Here is an 18549-nt window from a genome sequence, read left to right as displayed (position 1 = left end):
TCCGGTTTACTGCTGCTGGACGGAGATCACCGGGGTCGGTGACACAAACACCTTCGCATGCATCTGCTCGCAACCACCGCCACGTCGCATGCCTCGCACCGGGCAGGCATCCAGGTAATCCAGGCCCACCGCCAGTTTCAGATGACGCTCGGGCCGCGCCAATTCATTGGTCACGTCGAAGCTGTACCAGGCGTCATCGAGCCAGGCTTCCGCCCAGGCGTGACTGGCCAGGTGTTCGCTGTTCTCGCTGTACAAATAGCCCGATACATAACGCGACGGAATGCCCAGGCTGCGAGCGCAGGCGAGAAACGCGTGGGTGTGATCCTGGCAGACGCCCGAACGCCCAGCGAAGGCCTGGGCGGCGCTGGTGTCCACTTCGGTGGAGCCCGGCGTGTAGGTCATGTGCTGGTTCAGGCCATGCATCAAGTCGATCAGCGCCGTGCGATCCCGGCGTTGCTTGCACTCCTTCTCGGCGAACGCACGCAGGGCTTCGTCGGCTTCGGTCAGGCGCGTGAAGCGCAGGAACGGCAGCGCCGACTGGCTTTCATGCTCCGCCTCGCGCAATTCGTCGATGTCCACCTGGCCCCGGGCGCCGATGATGATCGCCTCGTGGGGCTCGTCCATGGTCAGCACATGCAGGATGTTACCGAACGGATCGAGTTGCGCGCGCACCGGGCGCGGCAAGTCAAGCTGCCAGCTGAGCACGTGTTGGCGCTCGCTGTCGTGGGGTGTCAGTCGCAGGTACTGGATGCTCGCCCGCACCTGATCTTCGTAGTGATAGGTGGTCTCGTGGCTAATGGAAAGTCTCATGCCGCCTCCAGGTAGGAACTGTGTATGGCGTTACCCAACTGGCGCACCAGCGGGATGAACTCGGTCAGCCAGGCGTGCAGGCCTTCGTCGAGAATTTCGGTGATGCCGGTGTAGCGCAGGCGTGCGTCCATTTCCGCGGCCAGGCGTTGCGCGGGACGGCCGTTGGCCCCCGGCAGCTGGGCGAGGATCTGGTCGATTTCCTCAGTGCAGGCACGCAATGAACGCGGCACGTCAGCACGCAGCAGTAGTAACTCAGCCACATGCCGGGCGCCGGGTGCGTCGCGATAGATCTCGGTGTAGGCCTCGAACGAGGACAACGCCCGCAGCAAAGCACTCCACTGGTAATACGCGTGAGCGGTGCCGTCGCTGACCGCCTCTGCCTGATCGCCAGCCATTTCGTAGCGGGCGTCGAGCAGGCGCAACGTGTTGTCGGCCCTTTCGATAAACGTCCCCAGACGAATAAAGCGGAACGCATCGTTACGCATGATCGTGCCGTAGGACGCGCCGCGGAACAGGTGGGAACGTTCCTTGATCCACTCGCAGAAACGGCTCATGCCGTAGCGACTCAAGCCCTGATCGGCAATCCCGCGGATTTCCAGCCAGGTGGCATTGATGTTTTCCCACATGTCGGCGGTGATTCGCCCACGTACCGCATGGGCACTGGCCCGCGCGGCGCCGAGGCAGCTGTAGATGCTCGCCGGGTTGGCCGCGTCCAGGGCGAAGAAATGCAGCAGCCGTTCAGCATGCAGATCACCGTGGCGCTCCAGGTAATCGTCCAGGGTGCCGGTGATCAGCAACGGCATGGCGAGTTCATGCAGGCCGTCACCACGGCCATCCTGTGGCATCAGCGACAGCGAATAACTGATGTCGAGCATCCGTGCGAGGTTTTCCGCCCGCTCCAGGTAACGCGACATCCAATACAAATCCGAGGCAGTTCTACTTAACATGGCAGGCTTCCTTCAATCCTCGACCACCCAGGTGTCCTTGGTTCCACCGCCCTGGGATGAATTCACCACCAGAGAGCCTTCGCGCAGGGCAACACGGGTCAAACCGCCGGGCACAACCCGGGTTTCGCGGCCAGACAATACAAACGGACGCAGGTCGATGTGGCGTGGGGCGATGCCGTTTTCGACAAAGGTCGGACAGGTCGACAGGGACAACGTCGGTTGCGCGATGTACGCATGGGGCTTGGCTTTGATCCGCGCGCGGAAAGACTCGATTTCCGCCGCCGTCGCCGCCGGCCCGACCAGCATTCCGTAACCGCCGGAGCCCTGGGTTTCCTTGACCACCAGTTCCGGAAGATTGGCCAGTACGTGGGACAGTTCAGAGGGATTGCGGCATTGGAACGTCGGCACGTTCTTCAGAATCGGCTCTTCATCCAGGTAGAAACGGATCATGTCCGTGACGAATGGATACACCGACTTGTCGTCCGCGACCCCGGTGCCGATGGCATTTGCCAGCACCACGTTGCCGGAGCGATAGGACGACAGCAGCCCTGGAACGCCGAGCATCGAGTCCGGGTTGAACGCCAGCGGATCAAGGAACGCATCGTCGAGGCGACGGTAGATCACGTCGACGGCTTTCGGCCCGTCCGTGGTGCGCATGAACACCTTGTCATCCCGCACGAACAGGTCCGCGCCTTCCACCAGCTCAACGCCCATTTCCCGCGCCAGAAACGCATGTTCAAAGAACGCGCTGTTGAATCGACCCGGCGTCAGTACCACCACGCTCGGGTTATCAATCGGGCTGGAGCTTTTCAGGGTGTCGAGCAACAGGTTCGGATAGTGGTCGATAGGGGCAATGCGCTGGGCCGCGAACAACTCGGGGAACAACCGCATCATCATCTTGCGGTCTTCGAGCATGTAGCTGACGCCGCTCGGTGTACGAAGATTGTCTTCAAGCACGTAGTACGTGCCGTCGCCATCACGCACCAGATCGACCCCGGAGATGTGGGAATAGATATCGCGGTGCAAATCCAGCCCTTGCATCGCCAACTGGTATTGCTCGTTGGCCAGCACTTGCTCGGCTGGAATGATGCCGGCCTTGATAATGCGCTGCTCGTGATAGAGGTCGGCGAGGAACATGTTCAACGCCTTGACCCGCTGAATGCAGCCGCGCTCGACAACTCGCCATTCACTGGCGGGGATGCTGCGGGGAATGGTGTCGAAGGGAATCAGGCGCTCTGTCCCTTGCTCATCACCATAGAGCGTGAATGTAATCCCGGCGCGATGAAATAACAGATCGGCCTCGCGTCGCCGTTGTGCCAAAAGCTCGTCAGGCGTTTCGGCCAGCCAACGGGCAAACTCCCGATAATGCGGGCGGACCTGGCCGCCGGCATCGTACATCTCATCAAAATAGGTGCGGATCATGCCGTACTCCTTGTCACCCGGACATCTGGGCTTCGCAAAGCCCGTGCCATCGGCATAAACGCTTTGATATCAATCAGTTGGATAATCGCACTGCACGCACCGCACCAATCCTGTGCGGTAAATGCCCCCACCTGATCGCCCCCGCTTCATTGCGAAGCAATGTTGTCGCCTATCACCAGCATAGCCAGAGTTGATTTCACTGCCCGGGAGTCGATGCGGATAATCCGCGCATTCGCTGAAAATCTTGACGAACTTCCCTTTAGCCGCCTGTTTAGGCGGCTTTTTTTTGCGTTTTTGAAACGTTATGAATCAAAAACACGATTTCCAAACCCCACAAACGAAAACGGCCAACCCTGAGGTCAGCCGTTGCTGGGTGTTGTCACTGTTCATAAGTTATGCGAGTCGCCCTCGTACCTCCTGCTTGACGCCCCATCCTTCGATGATGCCGCCCAAAGGCTCGACCACCGCCTCGAAATCCTGCTCAAAATCGCCGATGCCGTCATAAGTGGCGTACATCACTTTGCTCAGTTCCAGGTACCACGCGCCGTCGTCGCGCACGCTGATTTGCGCATTCAAGGATTCACCACAGTAATGCCCTGCCGCCCTGCGCGCCCGCTCCTCGTCCGGAAAAATGGCGTAGAACTCGATGGGATGGAATCGTGAAAAGTCGAAACCGCCTTCTTTCATGCGGCGCAAGACGCTGGTGCTGATGTCTTCTTGATAGGCTGTGCTCATGAAACGTCCCCCTCAGACTGATGGATAGACTTTCCGTATTCCCGGCACTCGCAACCGAATGGGGCGAGCGATGCGGCAACAACGTTGCCGGTGGGAAGCAAGCATGTAGCTGACAAGACCAGACCTTAGCGATCCGTTCGCTGATCTCGATTGCAGAGTAGCCTCAAGATAGAGACGCTGCCAAGGCCTGGTTAGGAATGTGACAGGAGATGTTCAGATTGGCGTGATGCTGAGGATTTCAATGCTGTTCTGGGTTTTCAGACTTTTGACAGTCGGATCATCGGCGCGCCCTTCCAGATCGTTGAGGTCCAGTTCGGCAGCCACAGGCAGACACCGGGCGCGAATGAGCTTCGCGGCTTGTTCGTTGTTCGGGCATTCATCGCTCTCGAACACCTCGTCAACTTGTTCACCGTGATCATCAACGAAAGTGACTTTCCACTTTTGCATCAGGTGCCTCCTCGATAAAACCCATGGATGGGCTTACATGTATCTCGACATTCTTCCCCGGCCAATCGTTCAACCGGACCTTCTACATCTATAAGTGAAGCATGAAAAAAGGGCCGTCTCCGGTGTGTTTTCACACAACTTGAGACGGCCCTTTCTGGCTTGCTCGAAATCAGTCGTTGCTAGGCTTGTTCACAGCCTGCAGGACGTATTGCGGCAAGGCGAACGCGCCGATGTGGATTTCCGGATTGTAGTAGCGGGTGATGATGCCGCTGCCGGCGAAGCGCTGCTGCAGGGTTTCGCGGGACAATTTGCGATAGGCGGTATTGGTCGCGCCCCAGGCGAAGGTCATGGCGCCGCCGATGTAGGTCGGCACGGCCGCCTGGTAGAAGTGCCAGTCCGGGAACAGGCTGCGCAGACGCCCGGCGGTGGTTTTGACTTCTTCGATTTGCATGAACGGCGTGCCGTTCTGGGTCACCAGGATGCCGCCTTCGTTCAGGCAGCGACGGCAGGCCTGGTAGAAGTTTTCCGAGAACAGCACTTCGCCCGGGCCGATCGGGTCGGTGGAATCGGAAATGATCACGTCGAATTTTTCGGTGGTGGTGGCGACGAAACGCATACCGTCGTCGATCACCAGGTTCAGGCGTGGATCAGCGAACGCCCCCTTGGAGTGGTTCGGCAGGAATTCCTTGCACATGTCGACCACGGTGCCGTCGATCTCGACCATGGTGATGTGCTCGATGCTGCGGTGCTTGGCCACTTCACGCAGCATGCCGCCGTCGCCGCCACCGATGATCAGCACGCGCTTGGCGGTGCCATGCGCCAGGATCGGCACGTGGGTCAACATCTCGTGGTAGATGAATTCATCGGCTTCGGTGGTCTGGATCACGCCGTCCAGCGCCATGACGCGGCCCATGCGCGGGTTTTCGAAAATCACCAGGTGTTGGTGTTCGGTGCGCACTTCGTGCAACAGTTTTTCCATGCGAAAACGCTGGCCGTAGCCTTCGTAGAGGGTTTCCAGGTACTCGCTGGTCGGGGTGTTGCTCATGGGAAGTGCTCCGATGAATGCGGGTGGCTACGGACGGTTACCCGCCCATGATGGCCAATCGATCAGCTCGATTGCCCCGGGAAAGGCGCAAATTCTATGTTGCGGAACATGACAGGTCGAACGTCACTTGATGACTCGACACAATCCCCTTGTGGGAGCGGGCTTGCTCGCGAAAGCGTCGTGTCAGTTGACATTAACTTTGACTGACACACCGCTTTCGCGAGCAAGCCCGCTCCCACAGGGGAAATGTGTCGGTCTTGAGTGCGTATCAGATTCGGACGTTGCCTCGTGGCCCGGCAATGGCCCAGATGATCAGGCCCAGCACCGGCAGCAGCAGGATCAGCAGCACCCAGATGATTTTCATCCCTGTGTCGGCACCACTTTTGAGCACGTTGATGATTGCCCAGATATCCAGGGCAAGAATAATCAGGCCAATCAGACCGTTGAACGTGGAACCCATGGTGTCGCTCCCTAAGAGTGGTTTGCACTCTTAGGATAGCCGGGCCTTGCGAGGGTTCCGCTTTTTAAACGTGGACGGCGATTTTGAGGGCTTCCAGCGAGGGTGCGGCAGCGATGCCGACTTTGGCGCACAACTCGAGTACGCGCGGCACGTCGTTGCCGTAGACCAGCACCACTTGCAGTTCGTCGTCGAGCAACTGACTGAAGTTCATCAGCGTGTAACCGCCGTTTTCCTTGTTCATGCTGCCCATCTGCACCTGAATGCGATTGAGCGCGGTCAGGGCTTCAGTCTTGGCCAGTTGCTTGGGTTTGATATTGAAATCAACGCCGGGGCCGAACGAGGAAACGATCTGGGCGAACAGGTCCACATAGGTGTCGGCCTGAAATAGCACGGTTTCCGGCAAACTGCCGACGACGACCCACTCGCCCAGCGGAATCGGGAACGTTTCGTCGTAGTTGATATCCGGATTGGCCGTCAGAAAAGCCTCGGGATCGGCGTAGGCCTGGGCCGCTTCGTCAGCGACTTTCAGGATTTCGTCATCGCTCATGCACCCGGAGCTTATTTTGCTGATGAGTTCGACGAGTGCGGCTTTCATGGGGCGGAATCCTGTAGCGAGGGAAATTTGAAGGCGCGCAGGATAGCGCATTACGCCCCGCAATTCCTGTGCGCGAGCATGGCCGGGATTGTTGACCCACATCAAGATCCAGCCCCCTGAGTAGCGGCACAATACTGGCACCTTGCCGAAACTGTTTCCGCTATCAGAGAAGACCTCCATGGGTGCCTGGCTTAGCAATATCTCGCTGAAATACAAATTCTGGGCGGTCAACGCCGTCGCCTTCGTCACCACTTTGCTGCTGGTGTTGTACGCCGTACAGCTCGAACAACAGGCCCGCAGCCATGCTTATCAGGCTTCGGCACAAGCCCAGGCGCGACTGCTCAACGCTTGGCCCGCCGGGCAGCCGCTCCCCAAAGCCGATAACGTGCTGACGTTCAGTCGCGGGCAGGCACCGTTGCTGAACGGGCAGCCGGTACTGGAACTGGCCGATACCAACGGTTGGGTCGAAATCAATGCCATGCCGCTGTTCGGCAACAATCCGTTGATGGGCGCTGAAGTGTTTACGCGCACGGATGGCAACCAGGTCGCAGTGATTGCCCATGGCCCGAGCCTGACCCAGGTATTTGGCGAGCGTTTTCCCAACTATGCCGTGGCGGTGGCGATCCTGATGCTGGCGATGCTCGGCGCTTCGCAATTGTTGATCCGCTTCCTGCTCAGCCAGCTCAATACGCTGAAGGACGTGATGCTCCACGTCGAGAAAACCGGTGACCTGTCCGCCCGCGTGCCGCTGGCTTGCACTGACGAAGTCGGGCAGATGGCCAATGCCTTCAATGCCATGCAGGCCGGTTACCAGCGAGTGGTCAACACCGTCGCCAGCACCGCCCGGCAACTGGATGTCGGCGCGGCGCGGCTGGCGTCGAGCATGAACGAGGTGCGTCACGGCATGCTTGGCCAGCAAAGCGAAACCGATCAGGCCGCCACGGCGATCAACGAAATGACCGCCACTGTCTATCACATTGCCCAGCACGCCGGCGCCACCCGCGATCTCTCGCAAACCGCCGACACCCTGGCCGGCAGCGGGCAGGAAGTGGTCAGTCGGGTGCAGAAGTCGATTGCCGGCCTGTCCAGCGGGGTGCAGCAGACTGCCGAGATGATTCAGCGTCTGGCTGAGGACAGTCAGAAAATCAACGGCGTGGTCAGTGTGATTCACAGCATCGCCGAGCAGACCAATCTGCTGGCGCTGAACGCAGCGATTGAAGCGGCCCGTGCCGGTGAAATGGGTCGCGGCTTTGCGGTGGTTGCCGATGAAGTGCGTAACCTGGCCAAGCGTGTCCAGACCTCTACTGACGAGATCACGATCATGGTTTCTGCGTTGCAGGCCGGGACTCGGGACGCGGTGGATTTCATGCAGGAAAGTTCGTTCAAGGCCGACGATTGCGTGCAGCAGGCTCAGGAGGCCGGCGCTGCGTTGGCGGAAATCACCAGCGCCGTGGCACAGATGCGTGAAAGCAATACGCAGATCGCGGTGGCGGCCGAGCAGCAGAGCCACGTGGCGGAAGAGATGAATCGGGCGGTGGTGAGTATTCGGGATGTGACCGAGAACACCGTGCAGCAGACCGTGGTTTCGGCGACTACCAGCAATGAGCTGGCGGCGTTGGCGGGGGAATTGAGCAAGGCTATCGGTCAGCTGAAGCTGTAATGGCCCCTTCGCGAGCAAGCCCGCTCCCACATTGGAATGCGATCAAATGGGGGAGCGGGCTTGCTCGCGAAGGCGTCAGCTCAATCAACATCAATTCCAAACATGACACCTATCACTCCGATAGCCAGCCTTGATTCGCCGACTGGTTTACCCCGGCCTATCCTTTGTTCAAGAGCCTCAACGAACCAAGGATTACCATCATGGGCAAACGTCACCCCAACCTTCCCGCCTGGCAATGGCGAGCGTACCCGAACAATCACCAGCACCCGACCAACCTGGTGCTGCACCTGATTGCCGTGCCGCTGTTCATCGTGGCGTTTCTGCTGATTGTCTCGGGAGTGTTCAGTCTGAGTTTCGCGAATGTCGCGATTGGCGTCATCGGCCTGCTCGCCGCCCTCGGCCTGCAACGCCACGGTCACAGCCTGGAGGCGCAAGCCTCCGAACCGTTCAGCGATCGCAAAGATGCCGTGTCGCGCTTGCTGGTCGAGCAGTTTCTGACCTTCCCACGGTTCTTCCTGAGCGGCGGCTGGTGGCGCGCCTGGCGTGAGCGCCACCGCCGTCACTGATCAGGCGAAAATCGTCACCGTCTGCCGGCTCATGGCAATCAACTGACCGTCGGCGTTCCACAATTTCGCGGCGGCATGACCGTAGCCGTCAGCGGCATGCTCGATCTCGACGAGGTATTTGCACCAGTCCAGCGTGCTCAGTTCAAGCAACGGCTGAACGAATTCGATGGTCCAGGTCAGCGTACTGCCCATCGCCGGTTTTTTCAGGTGCGGCAACAGCGCCGGTGGCCAGGCGTCGACCAGCGCCAGGATATGCGACTCGCTGACAGCCTCTTCCTTCACGTCCCCGCGCAAGCGCACCCAGCCGCCCATCTCGCGGGATTTGTTGCCGGTGAACGGCAGACCGCCGACACTCCAGCGCATCGCCAGATGCCGCATGAACTCTGGAGTCACGCCTTTGACGTAAGGCAGTTCCTGGCAGTCGTCCCAGTACTTCATCTCGGGTGCCGGATCGGCGATCACCGCCACTTCCGACGGTCGCGAGGCGCCGAAGCTGCCCTGGACCAACGTCACCACCTGACCCTTCTGCATCGCCCGACCCAGCACCTGGCTGACAGCCTTCCCTTCACGCAACACATCGACTTCAAAGCTGACCGGCACTTCAGGCTCGACCGGACCGACAAAGGTGATCGCCAGCGAGCGCACCGGACGATCCGCCGGGACTTTTGCGCGCATGGCTTCGTACTGCAAGGCGGCCACCAGGCCACCGAAACTGGCACGCCCCTGGGCCCATTCGGCCGGGATAGACAGCTCCAGCGGCTGGCTGCGGACAGCGTCGAGCAGATCGGAAAAGCGCATGGAAACCTCGGTGCAGGAAAAGGATGAAGGGATCTTAACCAGCCCGCGAGGATGGCACAGCGCTTATTCCGGCCAAATTAACTGACAGAAGAGCCGCACTCGATACGAACACTCATTCAATGTTCAACACCTAACTAATGTGGGAGCGGGCTTGCTCGCGAAAGCGGTCTGACAGTCAACATTTACGTTGAATGTTAGGCCCCCTTCGCGAGCAAGCCCGCTCCCACATTTGATCGGTGGTGGTTTCAGGATTTGAAACAGGCGGCGCTGAGTTTGTCGAGGACCCGGTCGGCGCGGCCTTCGGCCTTGGCCATGGCGGTTTTCCACGCCGAGACGCAGGGCTGCAAATCGGCCTCCTGTTCGGCCCTGGCCAGCCATTGCCAGCAATCGTGCCAATCGCCCAAGGCAACTTGCGCGGACTTCAAGCGCGGCATCGCGGCTTTCGGCAATCGATCCAGTTCGGGATAGGCTTCGATGCCATAGCGCACACGCTTGATCAACAAGCGCAAACGATGACGATCATGCGCCGGATCGTGCAGGGCCTGATCGAGTTTCTTCCATTGTTTGGCTAAACGTTTTTCGATGCGCGGGCGCAAGCCCTTGAGCAAGCCCTGACGTTGGGAGGCCCGCAGAAAACGCGGAAAGGCGTCGAGGATCATCAGCAACTGCGCCACTTCAGGACTCGTCGCGACCGCCGGGTAAGCCTCGGCCATCTGTGCCATGCGCCGATGGGCAGCCTCGGATTGATCATGCTCGAGCAGGTACGCCGCGAGCACTTCGCGATCGCGCAACGGCGTGGTCAGGTCGCCGACCCGGGACGCCGCTGCTTCCAGCTGTTCGACCCCGGGCAAGCCGCGCAATGGCCGCAGCAAACTGCGCAAACGGCGAACCGTGGTGCGTAGATCGTGCAGCGCTTCAGGGTCGGTGCGGGCACTCAAGCGTGCCTGACAGGCCAGCAAACGGACTTCCAGGCCCAGGACATGAGCCACCAACCGGTTAATCATGGAGTTACTCCGTAAACAGCTGCAAGCCGCCAGCCGAAATCCGGGGCGACCGACTTATTGCTTGCAGCTTAGAGCTTAGAGCGGCTTTCAGCGCCCCGCGCGAGATTCACGAATATAAAAACGCGCCTTCTCGGCTTTCTTGGCGCAACCTTCGAACGCTTCGAATTGCTGCTGAGTCTTGGCACCGGTCAGCAGCGACAGGGCCTTGGAATAGCTGACAGTTCCGGCAAAACCTTCGGCCTTGGCCAGATCCAGTTCATGCCACGCGGCATCGATCCCGCTACCGCAGCTGTCACGGTAAGCGGTTTTGCCGGCGCAACCGGCGAGTGCCAGGGCAATCAAAGGCACACAGATCCAGGCTTTCATTATTCACACCTCAAAGATAGGTAAACAGTCGTGCAGTTAAGACGGTCTGGCGCGTGAAAAGTGCCTTGGCCCCGCCTCGGAAACTAAAGTGCTCGCGAGAATACCCATCTGCTGCCAAAGAGTGTCGAAAAAACGACGCCCTCGCCTCGCGGAACGACCTTAGCGATTGAAGCGCGCCCCTCGATGGGTGCATTGTTGAACCTTGTCAGACGAGGGCGATTCATGAAAAAGCGTGTCGCGCTGGTGCTGGGCTCAGGTGGGGCCCGGGGCTACGCCCATATCGGGGTCATTGAAGAAATCGAACGGCGTGGCTACGACATCGCCTGCATCGCCGGATGTTCCATGGGCGCAGTGGTCGGCGGGATCTATGCCGCCGGCAAACTCGACGAATATCGCAACTGGATCGAAAGTCTCGATTACCTCGATGTCTTGCGCCTGGTGGACGTCAGTTTTCGCCTGGGCGCGATTCGCGGAGAGAAGGTTTTCGGGCAGATCCGCAAGATCGTCGGTGAGATCAATATCGAAGACTTGCGCATCCCCTACACGGCGGTGGCTACCGACCTGACCAACCAGCAGGAAATCTGGTTTCAGGAAGGCTGCCTGCATCAGGCCATGCGCGCCTCGGCGGCGATTCCCAGCCTGTTCACCCCGGTGATGCAGGGCAACCGCATGCTGGTGGACGGCGGCATTCTCAACCCTTTACCGATCGTGCCGGTGGTGTCGAGTCATTGCGACCTGATCATCGCGGTCAACCTCAACTCCACCAACCAGCGCCATTATCAACTGCCCGTGATCCAGCGCCCGGCGGCGTTCAAGACCCGTTTCGACAGCCTGATCAACTCGCTCGGTTCAAAATTGCCCTTCCGCCGCAAACAGGCGGAACAATTGCTGCTGCTGGAAAAGGAAGCGTTGATGGCAGAAGCGGCCGAGATCAACCCCTGGATCGAATCCGCCGAACCCGAAGCCCAGCAACCGGCTGCCGCCCCTGAACGCGCCGGCGCACCGAAGTCCGCTACCGGTTCGTTCATTATCGATAACGTCGGCCCGGCGTCTTTGCTGGACCTGATCAACCAGAGTTTCGAGGTGATGCAGACGTCATTGGCGCAGTACAAGATCGCCGGTTATCCGCCGGATATTTTGATCAACGTGCCGAAACGGGTGTGCCGGTTTTTCGAGTTCTACAAGGCACCGGAATTGATCGCGCTGGGACGGGAGATTGCGCGGGATACGTTGGACCGGTATGAAAATGAGCGGGATTCCTGAACTTCCAGGGTGAATGGTAGACCCCCTTCGCGAGCAAGCCCGCTCCCACATTTGACCGCATTCCAATGTGGGAGCGGCGGTGCGGCGATCCGACTTGCTCGCGAAGGCGTCAGATCACTCAACACAAAACTAAAGACTGTCCTCACTCAACAACCGATACCCGACTCCCGCCTCGGTGACGATAAACCGCGGCTGAGTCGGATCATCCGCCAGTTTCTGGCGCAGGTGCCCGACCACAATCCGCAAATAGTGAGTGTCCTCGGTATGGGTCGGCCCCCAAATATCCTTGAGTAATTGCTGCTGGGTGATGACCCGCCCCGGATGTCGCGCCAGTTGCGCCAGTACCGCGTATTCCTTGCGGGTCAGCGCGACTTCGGTGCCGTCGAGCAACACCCGGCGATACGCCAGATCGACGGTCAACGGGCCGAACGTCAGCGCCGCTTGTTGAGCTTCTCCCGCCGGCGCCTGACGCAACAACGCACGAACCCGGGCCAGAAATTCCTGAATACCAAACGGTTTGGTCACGTAGTCGTTGGCGCCGTTGTCGAGCGCTTCGACTTTCTGCCCTTCACTGGCGCGCACCGAGAGCACCAGCACCGGCACCGTCGACCACTCGCGAAACTCGCGCAGCACTTGCTGGCCGTCCATGTCCGGCAGGCCGAGGTCGAGTACCAACAAGTCCGGTTTATTCAGTGCAGCCTGGGCCAGGCCTTCGGTGCCGGTGCCGGCCTCCAGCACTTTGTAGCCCTGGGAGGCGAGGCTGATGCGCAGGAATTTGCGGATCTGTGGTTCGTCGTCGATGACCAAAATGGTCGCGGTCTGGCTCATGAATTCACATCAACACAAAGAAGTGGCAAGAGAGTAGCGCAAGCGCGATCAGGCTTCACTTTCGGCTCTTAATTTTCAAAGGCCGGCTGAGCCTGCAACGGCAGGTGCAAGGTGATGCAGGTGCCGCGCCCTTCGATGCCATCGGCGACACTGATCCGCCCGCCATGGGCACCGACCATGCCCTGACAGATCGCCAGGCCCAGCCCGGTGCCTTGCCCGCCACGATCACCGCGCGCGGCGGTGTAGAACATGTCGAAAATCTTCGCCCGCTCTTCCTGCGGAATCCCCGGTCCTTCATCGCTCACCGAAAAAAACAGCTCGCTGTCATCGGCCCCTGCGCGCAGTTGCAGACGGCCATGAGCCGGTGAAAACCGCGCGGCGTTTTCCAGCACGTTGACCAGCGCCTGTTCGATCAGCGCGGCGTGGACGTACAGCAGCGGCAATTGCGGCGGCACTTCGGTGGTCACCTGCAACGGCGCCAGCACGGCGCGCAGACGATTGAGCGAACTGCCGACGATGTCGGCCGGCGACACCCAGTCCCGCGCCAGCTTCAGGGCACCGTGCCCGAGGCGGGTCATGTCCAGCAGGTTCTGGATGTAGCGATCGAGGCGCTCGGCTTCATCGCGAGTGCCTTCGAGCAGCTCGCGGCGATCCTCCAGCGGGATCGCCTCACCGAGGGCCAACAGGCTGTCGATGCTGCCGCGCATGGAGGTCAGCGGCGTGCGCAAATCGTGGGACACCGAGGCCAGCAAAGCACTGCGCAGTTGCTCGGTTTCGCCGTGCAGCCTCGCGGCTTCCAGGTCTTCGGCCAATTGCGCACGCGCCAGCGCCTGAGCCAGCGGTTGGCTCAGCGCGGTCAACAAACGCCGACGCTGACCGCTCAAGGTCTGGCCCTCTTTGGCACACACACCGAGCAATGCCAGCGGCCCGTCTTCCACCGACAACGGCCACCACCACCAACGTCCGAGCGGCAGCGTACCGGTGCCTGCTCCGGCCGGTTGATCGTGTTGCCAGGCCCAATCAGCGGCAGCGCGCTCGGCTTCGGAAAACTCCAGCGGGCCACCGGTTTCGACTTTCCAGCCGCCCTGCCCGTCTCGATTGAGCAGGCAGAGTTGCAGATCACTCCAGCCGTTCAGGTGCTGGGCCGCTGCGCTGACCACCGCCTGGCGGTCGGTGGCGGCGGTGAGTTTGCGTGACAGGTCGAGCAGTTCGGTGGTCTCTTCCTGAGTGTCGCGCAGCGCCTGCAATTGCCGTCGTTGCCGGGCCGCGAGGTTACCGGTAAGCGCCGCCATCAGCAGGAAGAACAGCAAGGTCAGCACGTCTTCTTCGCGCTGGATGCTGAAGGAGAAATTCGGCGGAATGAACAAAAAGTCATAGGTCAGAAACGACAACGCCGCACAGGCCAGCGCTGGGCCGAGGCTGCTGCGCACCGCCACCAGCAACACCGCGGCAAGAAACACCAGCGAGATATTGGGCAGTGGCAAGACACTCGCCACCGCCCAGGCCAAGGCACTGGCGAGCACCGTCGCCACCAGCGCCAGCGCGTAGTCGAACCACACCAGTGCCTGCGCCGAACGCTGACGCGGCTGATGCTGTTCGTGATCGCTGTCGAGGACGTTGATTTCCAGCCCGCGCGCATCGCGCAGCAAACGCGACGCCAGTCCACCGCCGAACAACCGTCGACGCAAACGCTGCCGGGACTGACCGACCAACACCAGACTCGCGCGGCGTTCGGCGGCGTGCTGAATCAGGGTTTTCGCCACCTCGCCGGCGCGCAGCAGCACCACTTCGCCGCCGAGGCGTTCGGCCAATTGCTGGGCGCTTTGCAGGCGCAGGCGCGACTGCTCGTCACGCACACTGCCGTTGTCCACATGCACCAGGCTCCACGGCAAATGCCGACGCTGAGCGACGCGACTGGCGTGACGCACCAGACGCTCGGCCTGTGCATCGCCATCGACGCCGACCAACAGGCGACCGCGCACTGCCGGCGCCGCTTGGCCGAGTTGGCGATAGCCCTGGGCCAAATCATCATCGACCTGAGCGGCGGCGGTTTGCATCGCCAGTTCCCGCAGGGCCGTGAGGTTGGTCTGGGTGAAGAAGGCGTCGATGGCCGCCCTCGCCTGCTCCGGCACGTAGACCTTGCCATCGCGCAGACGCTCGAGCAGCTCACGCGGCGGCAGGTCGATCAGCAACAGTTCGTAGGCTTCTTGCAGCACCCAGTCCGGCAGGGTTTCGCGGACCTGCACACCCGTGATGCCACGCACTTTATCGTTAAGACTTTCCAGGTGCTGGACGTTGACCGTGGTGAACACGTCGATGCCTGCAGCGAGCAGTTCCTGAATGTCTTGCCAGCGTTTGGTGTGGCGACTGCCGGGGGCGTTGCTGTGAGCCAGTTCGTCCACCAGCACCAGTTTCGGTTTGGCGCTGAGCAGGCCGTCGAGGTCCATTTCTTCGAGCATCACACCACGGTATTCCGAGCGCACCAACGGCTGCTGCGGCAAGCCGCCGAGCAGCGCTTCGGTCTCGGCGCGACCGTGGGTTTCGACCACGCCGGCAATGACTTTCACGCCCTGGCGCAGTTGGGTGTGGGCCGCTTGCAGCATGGCGTAGGTCTTGCCGACACCGGGTGCGGCGCCGAGAAAAACCTTGAGCCGGCCACGGCCGTCGCGGGGCAGGTCTGCTAACAGCGCGTCGGCGCGGCCGGAGTCACTCATGCTTAGGGGTCTCTTTTTTCAGATGTTGATGTGGTGTCTGTGAGGCCGTCTTCGCGAGCAAGCCCGCTCCCACATTTGATCGCATTCCAATGTGGGAGCGGCGGTGCGGCGATCCGACTTGCTCGCGAATGGCAGCACCACCGATCTACAGGTTTTCCAGCGCGATGTTCAACGCCAATACATTCACCACCGGCGGGCCAACGAGTGGCTGCTCGATATGCGCATCCATCAACTGCTGAAGCGTAGACACCGGCAAATTGCGCGCCGCCGCAACACGCGCCAGTTGATAGGCAATCGCGGCCGGTGGCAAGTGTGGATCGAGGCCGCTGCCGGAGGTGGTGACCATCGCCAATGGCACCGGACCCTGTCCCGGCACCTGCAGCTTGTTGGCATCGTCGATCACCCGAGTAGCCAGGGCCGGGTTGCTCGGCGAGAGGTTGCTGGCACTGCTCGACACGGTGGCAAAGGCACCGGCCGATGGCCGTGGATGGAACCAGGCGTCGCCGACAAATTCCTGGGCGATCAGTGAGGAACCGCGGACCTTGCCATCGGCGTCGTGTATGAGGCTGCCGTTGGCTTGATCAGGGAACGCGACCTGGGCGACACCGGTGACCACCAGTGGATAGGCAACGCCGGTGATTAGGGTCATCAGGACAAGCAGGCTCAGGGCCGGACGTATCATTGTGGACATTTCAAAATCCTCGAATTCAGAGAACAAATACTGTGTTCATTCAGGTGGACCGTGTCAGGTTCTTCGCGAGCAAGCCCGCTCCCACATTTGAAACGCGTTCCCCTGTGGGAGCGGGCTTGCTCGCGAAGGCGTCAAACCAGATGCAACGCGGTCAACAGCATGTCGATCGCCTTGATCCCCACAAACGGCACCACAATCCCGCCCAATCCATAGATCAGCAGATTGCGTTGCAGCAACGCCGCCGCACTCGCCGCTTGCACGCGCACGCCGCGCAATGCCAGTGGAATCAGGACCACGATGATCAAGGCGTTGAACACGATCGCCGAGAGAATCGCGCTCTGCGGACTGCTCAGGTGCATGACGTTCAGCACGCCCAGTTGCGGATAAATTGAGGCGAACAGCGCCGGCAAAATCGCGAAGTATTTGGCCACGTCGTTGGCGATGGAAAACGTCGTCAGCGCACCGCGGGTCACCAGCAGTTCCTTACCGATCTGCACGACATCCAGCAGCTTGGTCGGATCGCTGTCGAGGTCGACCATGTTCGCCGCCTCGCGTGCCGCTTGCGTGCCGTCGTTCATCGCCATGCCCACGTCCGCCTGGGCCAGGGCCGGGGCGTCGTTGGCGCCGTCGCCGCACATGGCGACCAGGCGACCGTCGTTCTGTTCGTGACGAATGCGCGCCAGTTTTTTCTCCGGTGTAGCTTCGGCCAGCACGTCATCGACGCCCGCCTCGGCCGCAATCGCCGCAGCGGTCAGCGGGTTGTCGCCGGTCACCATGACGGTGCGGATGCCCAGTTTGCGCAGCTCGGCGAAACGCTCGCGGATGCCGGGTTTGACCACGTCTTTGAGGTGAATCGCGCCGAGCAATTTACCGTCGGCGCAGACCAGCAACGGGGTGCCGCCGCTCTGGGCGATCTTGTCGATTTCCCGGGACAGCGGCGCGGCCAGATCGGTACGTTTCAGGCCGACGAAGGCCAGCAACGAATCCACCGCGCCTTTGCGATAAACACGGCCCCGATAGTCGACACCGGACAGACGCGTCTCGGCGCTGAACGGTACGGCGGTGAGCAACTCGGTGGCCGGCTCAGGTTGTGGCTGAGTACCGCGCAGGTACTCGACGATGGATTTACCTTCAGCCGTGTCATCGGCCAACGAGGCGAACAAGGCACCTTCAGCGAGTTCCTTGGCGGTGACGCCGGGGGCCGCGTAAACCGCGGTGCAACGACGGTTACCGAAAGTGATGGTGCCAGTCTTGTCCAACAGCAGGACGTGTACGTCCCCCGCCGCTTCCACCGCACGACCGGATTTGGCGATCACATTCAGGCGCACCAGACGGTCCATCCCGGCGATACCGATGGCCGACAACAGACCGCCAATGGTGGTCGGAATCAGCGTGACCAATAACGCCACCAGGAACACCAACGGCAGGCTGCCGTTGGCGAAGTGGGCGAACGGTTGCAGGGTGACGACCACCAGCAGGAAGATCAGGGTCAGGCCGATCAGCAGGATGTCGAGCGCCACTTCGTTCGGGGTTTTCTGGCGTTTGGCGCCTTCGACCAAGGCGATCATGCGATCGAGTGTCGACTCACCCGGGTTGGCAGTGATGCGCACCAACAGCCAATCGGACACCAAGCGAGTATTGCCGGTGACGGCCGAACGGTCGCCGCCGGACTCGCGAATCACCGGCGCGGATTCACCGGTAATCGCCGCTTCGTTGACCGCGGCGATACCTTCAATCACCTCGCCGTCACCGGGGATCATTTCCCCCGCTTCAACGCGGACCACATCGCCCTTGCGCAGGCTGGTGGCCGGCACGACCTGAAAGGCGCCGGTGCTGGTTTTGCGCCGAGCACTCAGGCCTTCGCTACCGGCCTTGAGGCTGTCGGCGCGAGCCTTGCCGCGACCTTCGGCCAACGCTTCGGCGAAGTTGGCAAACAGCACGGTGAACCACAACCACAAAGCGATTTGCGCGGCGACAAAGGTCGGCACGGCGCTGTCGGGAATGAAGCACAGCACGGTGGTCAGGATCGCGGTCAGTTCGACCACCAGCATCACCGGCGCGCGTTGCAATTGCCGAGGATCGAGCTTGACGAAGGCTTGCACCAGCGCCGGACGCCAGAGGGCCGAGATCGCGGTTTTCGGTTGTTCCGACGCCTTGACGGTGGCGGCTTTAGTTGCGGGCATATTCATCATTAACTC

At 60.8% G+C, this 18549-nt stretch carries 18 protein-coding genes; 3 read left to right on the top strand and 15 right to left on the bottom strand.

Annotation, left to right across the window (positions count from 1 at the left end; translation table 11 throughout):
• Positions 1 to 6: 6 nt before the first annotated feature.
• The 8 genes from ASC74_RS22375 to ASC74_RS22340 all read right to left on the bottom strand — a co-directional run bounded on the left by ASC74_RS22375 (position 7) and on the right by ASC74_RS22340 (position 6461).
• Positions 7 to 810, bottom strand: a complete 804-nt coding sequence (locus ASC74_RS22375; protein WP_056744153.1) for a transglutaminase family protein — start codon at positions 808 to 810, stop codon at positions 7 to 9.
• Positions 807 to 1757, bottom strand: coding sequence for an alpha-E domain-containing protein (locus ASC74_RS22370; protein ID WP_033055742.1), 951 nt, complete (start codon positions 1755 to 1757; stop codon positions 807 to 809). Before ASC74_RS22370 ends, ASC74_RS22375 begins: the two co-directional genes overlap by 4 nt.
• Before the next feature lie 12 nt (positions 1758 to 1769).
• Positions 1770 to 3179 (bottom strand): circularly permuted type 2 ATP-grasp protein, encoded by a 1410-nt coding sequence (locus tag ASC74_RS22365; RefSeq protein ID WP_046047935.1) that lies wholly within the window; start codon positions 3177 to 3179, stop codon positions 1770 to 1772.
• Positions 3180 to 3572: 393 nt separating this feature from the next.
• On the bottom strand, positions 3573 to 3914 hold the full coding sequence (locus ASC74_RS22360; RefSeq protein ID WP_008148805.1) for a ribonuclease E inhibitor RraB: 342 nt from the start codon (positions 3912 to 3914) through the stop codon (positions 3573 to 3575).
• Positions 3915 to 4127: 213 nt separating this feature from the next.
• Complete coding sequence (locus ASC74_RS22355; protein WP_008148802.1) at positions 4128 to 4361, bottom strand: hypothetical protein; 234 nt, start codon at positions 4359 to 4361, stop codon at positions 4128 to 4130.
• 169 nt (positions 4362 to 4530) lie between these two features.
• Entirely contained in the window at positions 4531 to 5406 is an 876-nt protein-coding gene (speE, locus tag ASC74_RS22350; protein ID WP_056744151.1) for a polyamine aminopropyltransferase, read from the bottom strand.
• Positions 5407 to 5674: 268 nt separating this feature from the next.
• Complete coding sequence (locus ASC74_RS22345; RefSeq protein WP_008148797.1) at positions 5675 to 5866, bottom strand: PLDc N-terminal domain-containing protein; 192 nt, start codon at positions 5864 to 5866, stop codon at positions 5675 to 5677.
• A 64-nt stretch (positions 5867 to 5930) separates the two neighbouring features.
• Positions 5931 to 6461 (bottom strand): hypothetical protein, encoded by a 531-nt coding sequence (locus tag ASC74_RS22340; RefSeq protein ID WP_046047937.1) that lies wholly within the window; start codon positions 6459 to 6461, stop codon positions 5931 to 5933.
• Positions 6462 to 6639: 178 nt separating this feature from the next.
• Here ASC74_RS22340 and ASC74_RS22335 point away from each other — a divergent pair, with 178 nt between their 5' ends.
• Together ASC74_RS22335 and ASC74_RS22330 are read left to right on the top strand one after the other, a co-directional pair.
• Positions 6640 to 8121 carry a methyl-accepting chemotaxis protein gene (locus ASC74_RS22335; protein WP_056744149.1) on the top strand — a complete coding sequence of 494 codons (1482 nt, stop codon included), beginning with the start codon at positions 6640 to 6642 and terminating at the stop codon, positions 8119 to 8121.
• Between the two features lie 200 nt (positions 8122 to 8321).
• Positions 8322 to 8687 (top strand): Mpo1-like protein, encoded by a 366-nt coding sequence (locus ASC74_RS22330; RefSeq protein ID WP_056744147.1) that lies wholly within the window; start codon positions 8322 to 8324, stop codon positions 8685 to 8687.
• Here the strand turns inward: ASC74_RS22330 and ASC74_RS22325 are convergent, their stop codons facing one another.
• The 3 genes from ASC74_RS22325 to ASC74_RS22315 all read right to left on the bottom strand — a co-directional run bounded on the left by ASC74_RS22325 (position 8688) and on the right by ASC74_RS22315 (position 10855).
• Positions 8688 to 9485 carry an acyl-CoA thioesterase gene (locus tag ASC74_RS22325; protein ID WP_056744146.1) on the bottom strand — a complete coding sequence of 266 codons (798 nt, stop codon included), beginning with the start codon at positions 9483 to 9485 and terminating at the stop codon, positions 8688 to 8690. It abuts the gene before it with no gap.
• A 245-nt stretch (positions 9486 to 9730) separates the two neighbouring features.
• The gene (locus ASC74_RS22320; RefSeq protein WP_056744144.1) at positions 9731 to 10489 is read right to left on the bottom strand and encodes a CHAD domain-containing protein; all 759 of its coding nucleotides are present in this window, start codon (positions 10487 to 10489) and stop codon (positions 9731 to 9733) included.
• 87 nt (positions 10490 to 10576) lie between these two features.
• Positions 10577 to 10855: a hypothetical protein gene (locus tag ASC74_RS22315; RefSeq protein WP_056744143.1), complete on the bottom strand. Its 279-nt coding sequence runs from the start codon at positions 10853 to 10855 to the stop codon at positions 10577 to 10579.
• A 222-nt stretch (positions 10856 to 11077) separates the two neighbouring features.
• Here ASC74_RS22315 and ASC74_RS22310 point away from each other — a divergent pair, with 222 nt between their 5' ends.
• Complete coding sequence (locus ASC74_RS22310; RefSeq protein ID WP_046047943.1) at positions 11078 to 12118, top strand: patatin-like phospholipase family protein; 1041 nt, start codon at positions 11078 to 11080, stop codon at positions 12116 to 12118.
• Between the two features lie 129 nt (positions 12119 to 12247).
• Here ASC74_RS22310 and ASC74_RS22305 read toward each other — a convergent pair whose 3' ends face one another.
• The 4 genes from ASC74_RS22305 to kdpB all read right to left on the bottom strand — a co-directional run bounded on the left by ASC74_RS22305 (position 12248) and on the right by kdpB (position 18540).
• Complete coding sequence (locus tag ASC74_RS22305; protein ID WP_056744141.1) at positions 12248 to 12946, bottom strand: response regulator; 699 nt, start codon at positions 12944 to 12946, stop codon at positions 12248 to 12250.
• A gap of 68 nt (positions 12947 to 13014) precedes the next feature.
• Positions 13015 to 15660, bottom strand: a complete 2646-nt coding sequence (locus ASC74_RS22300; protein WP_056744139.1) for a sensor histidine kinase — start codon at positions 15658 to 15660, stop codon at positions 13015 to 13017.
• A gap of 145 nt (positions 15661 to 15805) precedes the next feature.
• A complete protein-coding gene (gene kdpC / locus ASC74_RS22295) occupies positions 15806 to 16351 on the bottom strand; it encodes a potassium-transporting ATPase subunit KdpC (protein ID WP_056744680.1) in 546 nt (181 codons plus the stop codon).
• 131 nt (positions 16352 to 16482) lie between these two features.
• A complete protein-coding gene (gene kdpB / locus ASC74_RS22290) occupies positions 16483 to 18540 on the bottom strand; it encodes a potassium-transporting ATPase subunit KdpB (protein WP_056744136.1) in 2058 nt (685 codons plus the stop codon).
• Positions 18541 to 18549: the final 9 nt, after the last annotated feature.

The sequence above is a fragment of the Pseudomonas sp. Root329 genome (assembly GCF_001424925.1).
Classification (GTDB): Bacteria; Pseudomonadota; Gammaproteobacteria; order Pseudomonadales; family Pseudomonadaceae; genus Aquipseudomonas; species Aquipseudomonas arabinosi.
Note: the sequence above shows the minus strand (reverse complement) of the source record. Positions and strands in the feature narration are given on the sequence as shown.

Coding starts and splice junctions, on each gene's coding strand:
- ASC74_RS22320 (WP_056744144.1), bottom strand. CDS start 10,489: ATGATTAACCGGTTGGTGGCTCATGTCCTGGGCCTGGAAGTCCGTTTG.
- speE (WP_056744151.1), bottom strand. CDS start 5,406: ATGAGCAACACCCCGACCAGCGAGTACCTGGAAACCCTCTACGAAGGC.
- ASC74_RS22355 (WP_008148802.1), bottom strand. CDS start 4,361: ATGCAAAAGTGGAAAGTCACTTTCGTTGATGATCACGGTGAACAAGTT.
- ASC74_RS22375 (WP_056744153.1), bottom strand. CDS start 810: ATGAGACTTTCCATTAGCCACGAGACCACCTATCACTACGAAGATCAG.
- ASC74_RS22345 (WP_008148797.1), bottom strand. CDS start 5,866: ATGGGTTCCACGTTCAACGGTCTGATTGGCCTGATTATTCTTGCCCTG.
- ASC74_RS22335 (WP_056744149.1), top strand. CDS start 6,640: ATGGGTGCCTGGCTTAGCAATATCTCGCTGAAATACAAATTCTGGGCG.
- ASC74_RS22305 (WP_056744141.1), bottom strand. CDS start 12,946: ATGAGCCAGACCGCGACCATTTTGGTCATCGACGACGAACCACAGATC.
- ASC74_RS22340 (WP_046047937.1), bottom strand. CDS start 6,461: ATGAAAGCCGCACTCGTCGAACTCATCAGCAAAATAAGCTCCGGGTGC.
- ASC74_RS22360 (WP_008148805.1), bottom strand. CDS start 3,914: ATGAGCACAGCCTATCAAGAAGACATCAGCACCAGCGTCTTGCGCCGC.
- ASC74_RS22300 (WP_056744139.1), bottom strand. CDS start 15,660: ATGAGTGACTCCGGCCGCGCCGACGCGCTGTTAGCAGACCTGCCCCGC.
- ASC74_RS22325 (WP_056744146.1), bottom strand. CDS start 9,485: ATGCGCTTTTCCGATCTGCTCGACGCTGTCCGCAGCCAGCCGCTGGAG.
- ASC74_RS22330 (WP_056744147.1), top strand. CDS start 8,322: ATGGGCAAACGTCACCCCAACCTTCCCGCCTGGCAATGGCGAGCGTAC.
- kdpC (WP_056744680.1), bottom strand. CDS start 16,351: ATGTCCACAATGATACGTCCGGCCCTGAGCCTGCTTGTCCTGATGACC.
- kdpB (WP_056744136.1), bottom strand. CDS start 18,540: ATGAATATGCCCGCAACTAAAGCCGCCACCGTCAAGGCGTCGGAACAA.
- ASC74_RS22370 (WP_033055742.1), bottom strand. CDS start 1,757: ATGTTAAGTAGAACTGCCTCGGATTTGTATTGGATGTCGCGTTACCTG.
- ASC74_RS22365 (WP_046047935.1), bottom strand. CDS start 3,179: ATGATCCGCACCTATTTTGATGAGATGTACGATGCCGGCGGCCAGGTC.
- ASC74_RS22310 (WP_046047943.1), top strand. CDS start 11,078: ATGAAAAAGCGTGTCGCGCTGGTGCTGGGCTCAGGTGGGGCCCGGGGC.
- ASC74_RS22315 (WP_056744143.1), bottom strand. CDS start 10,855: ATGAAAGCCTGGATCTGTGTGCCTTTGATTGCCCTGGCACTCGCCGGT.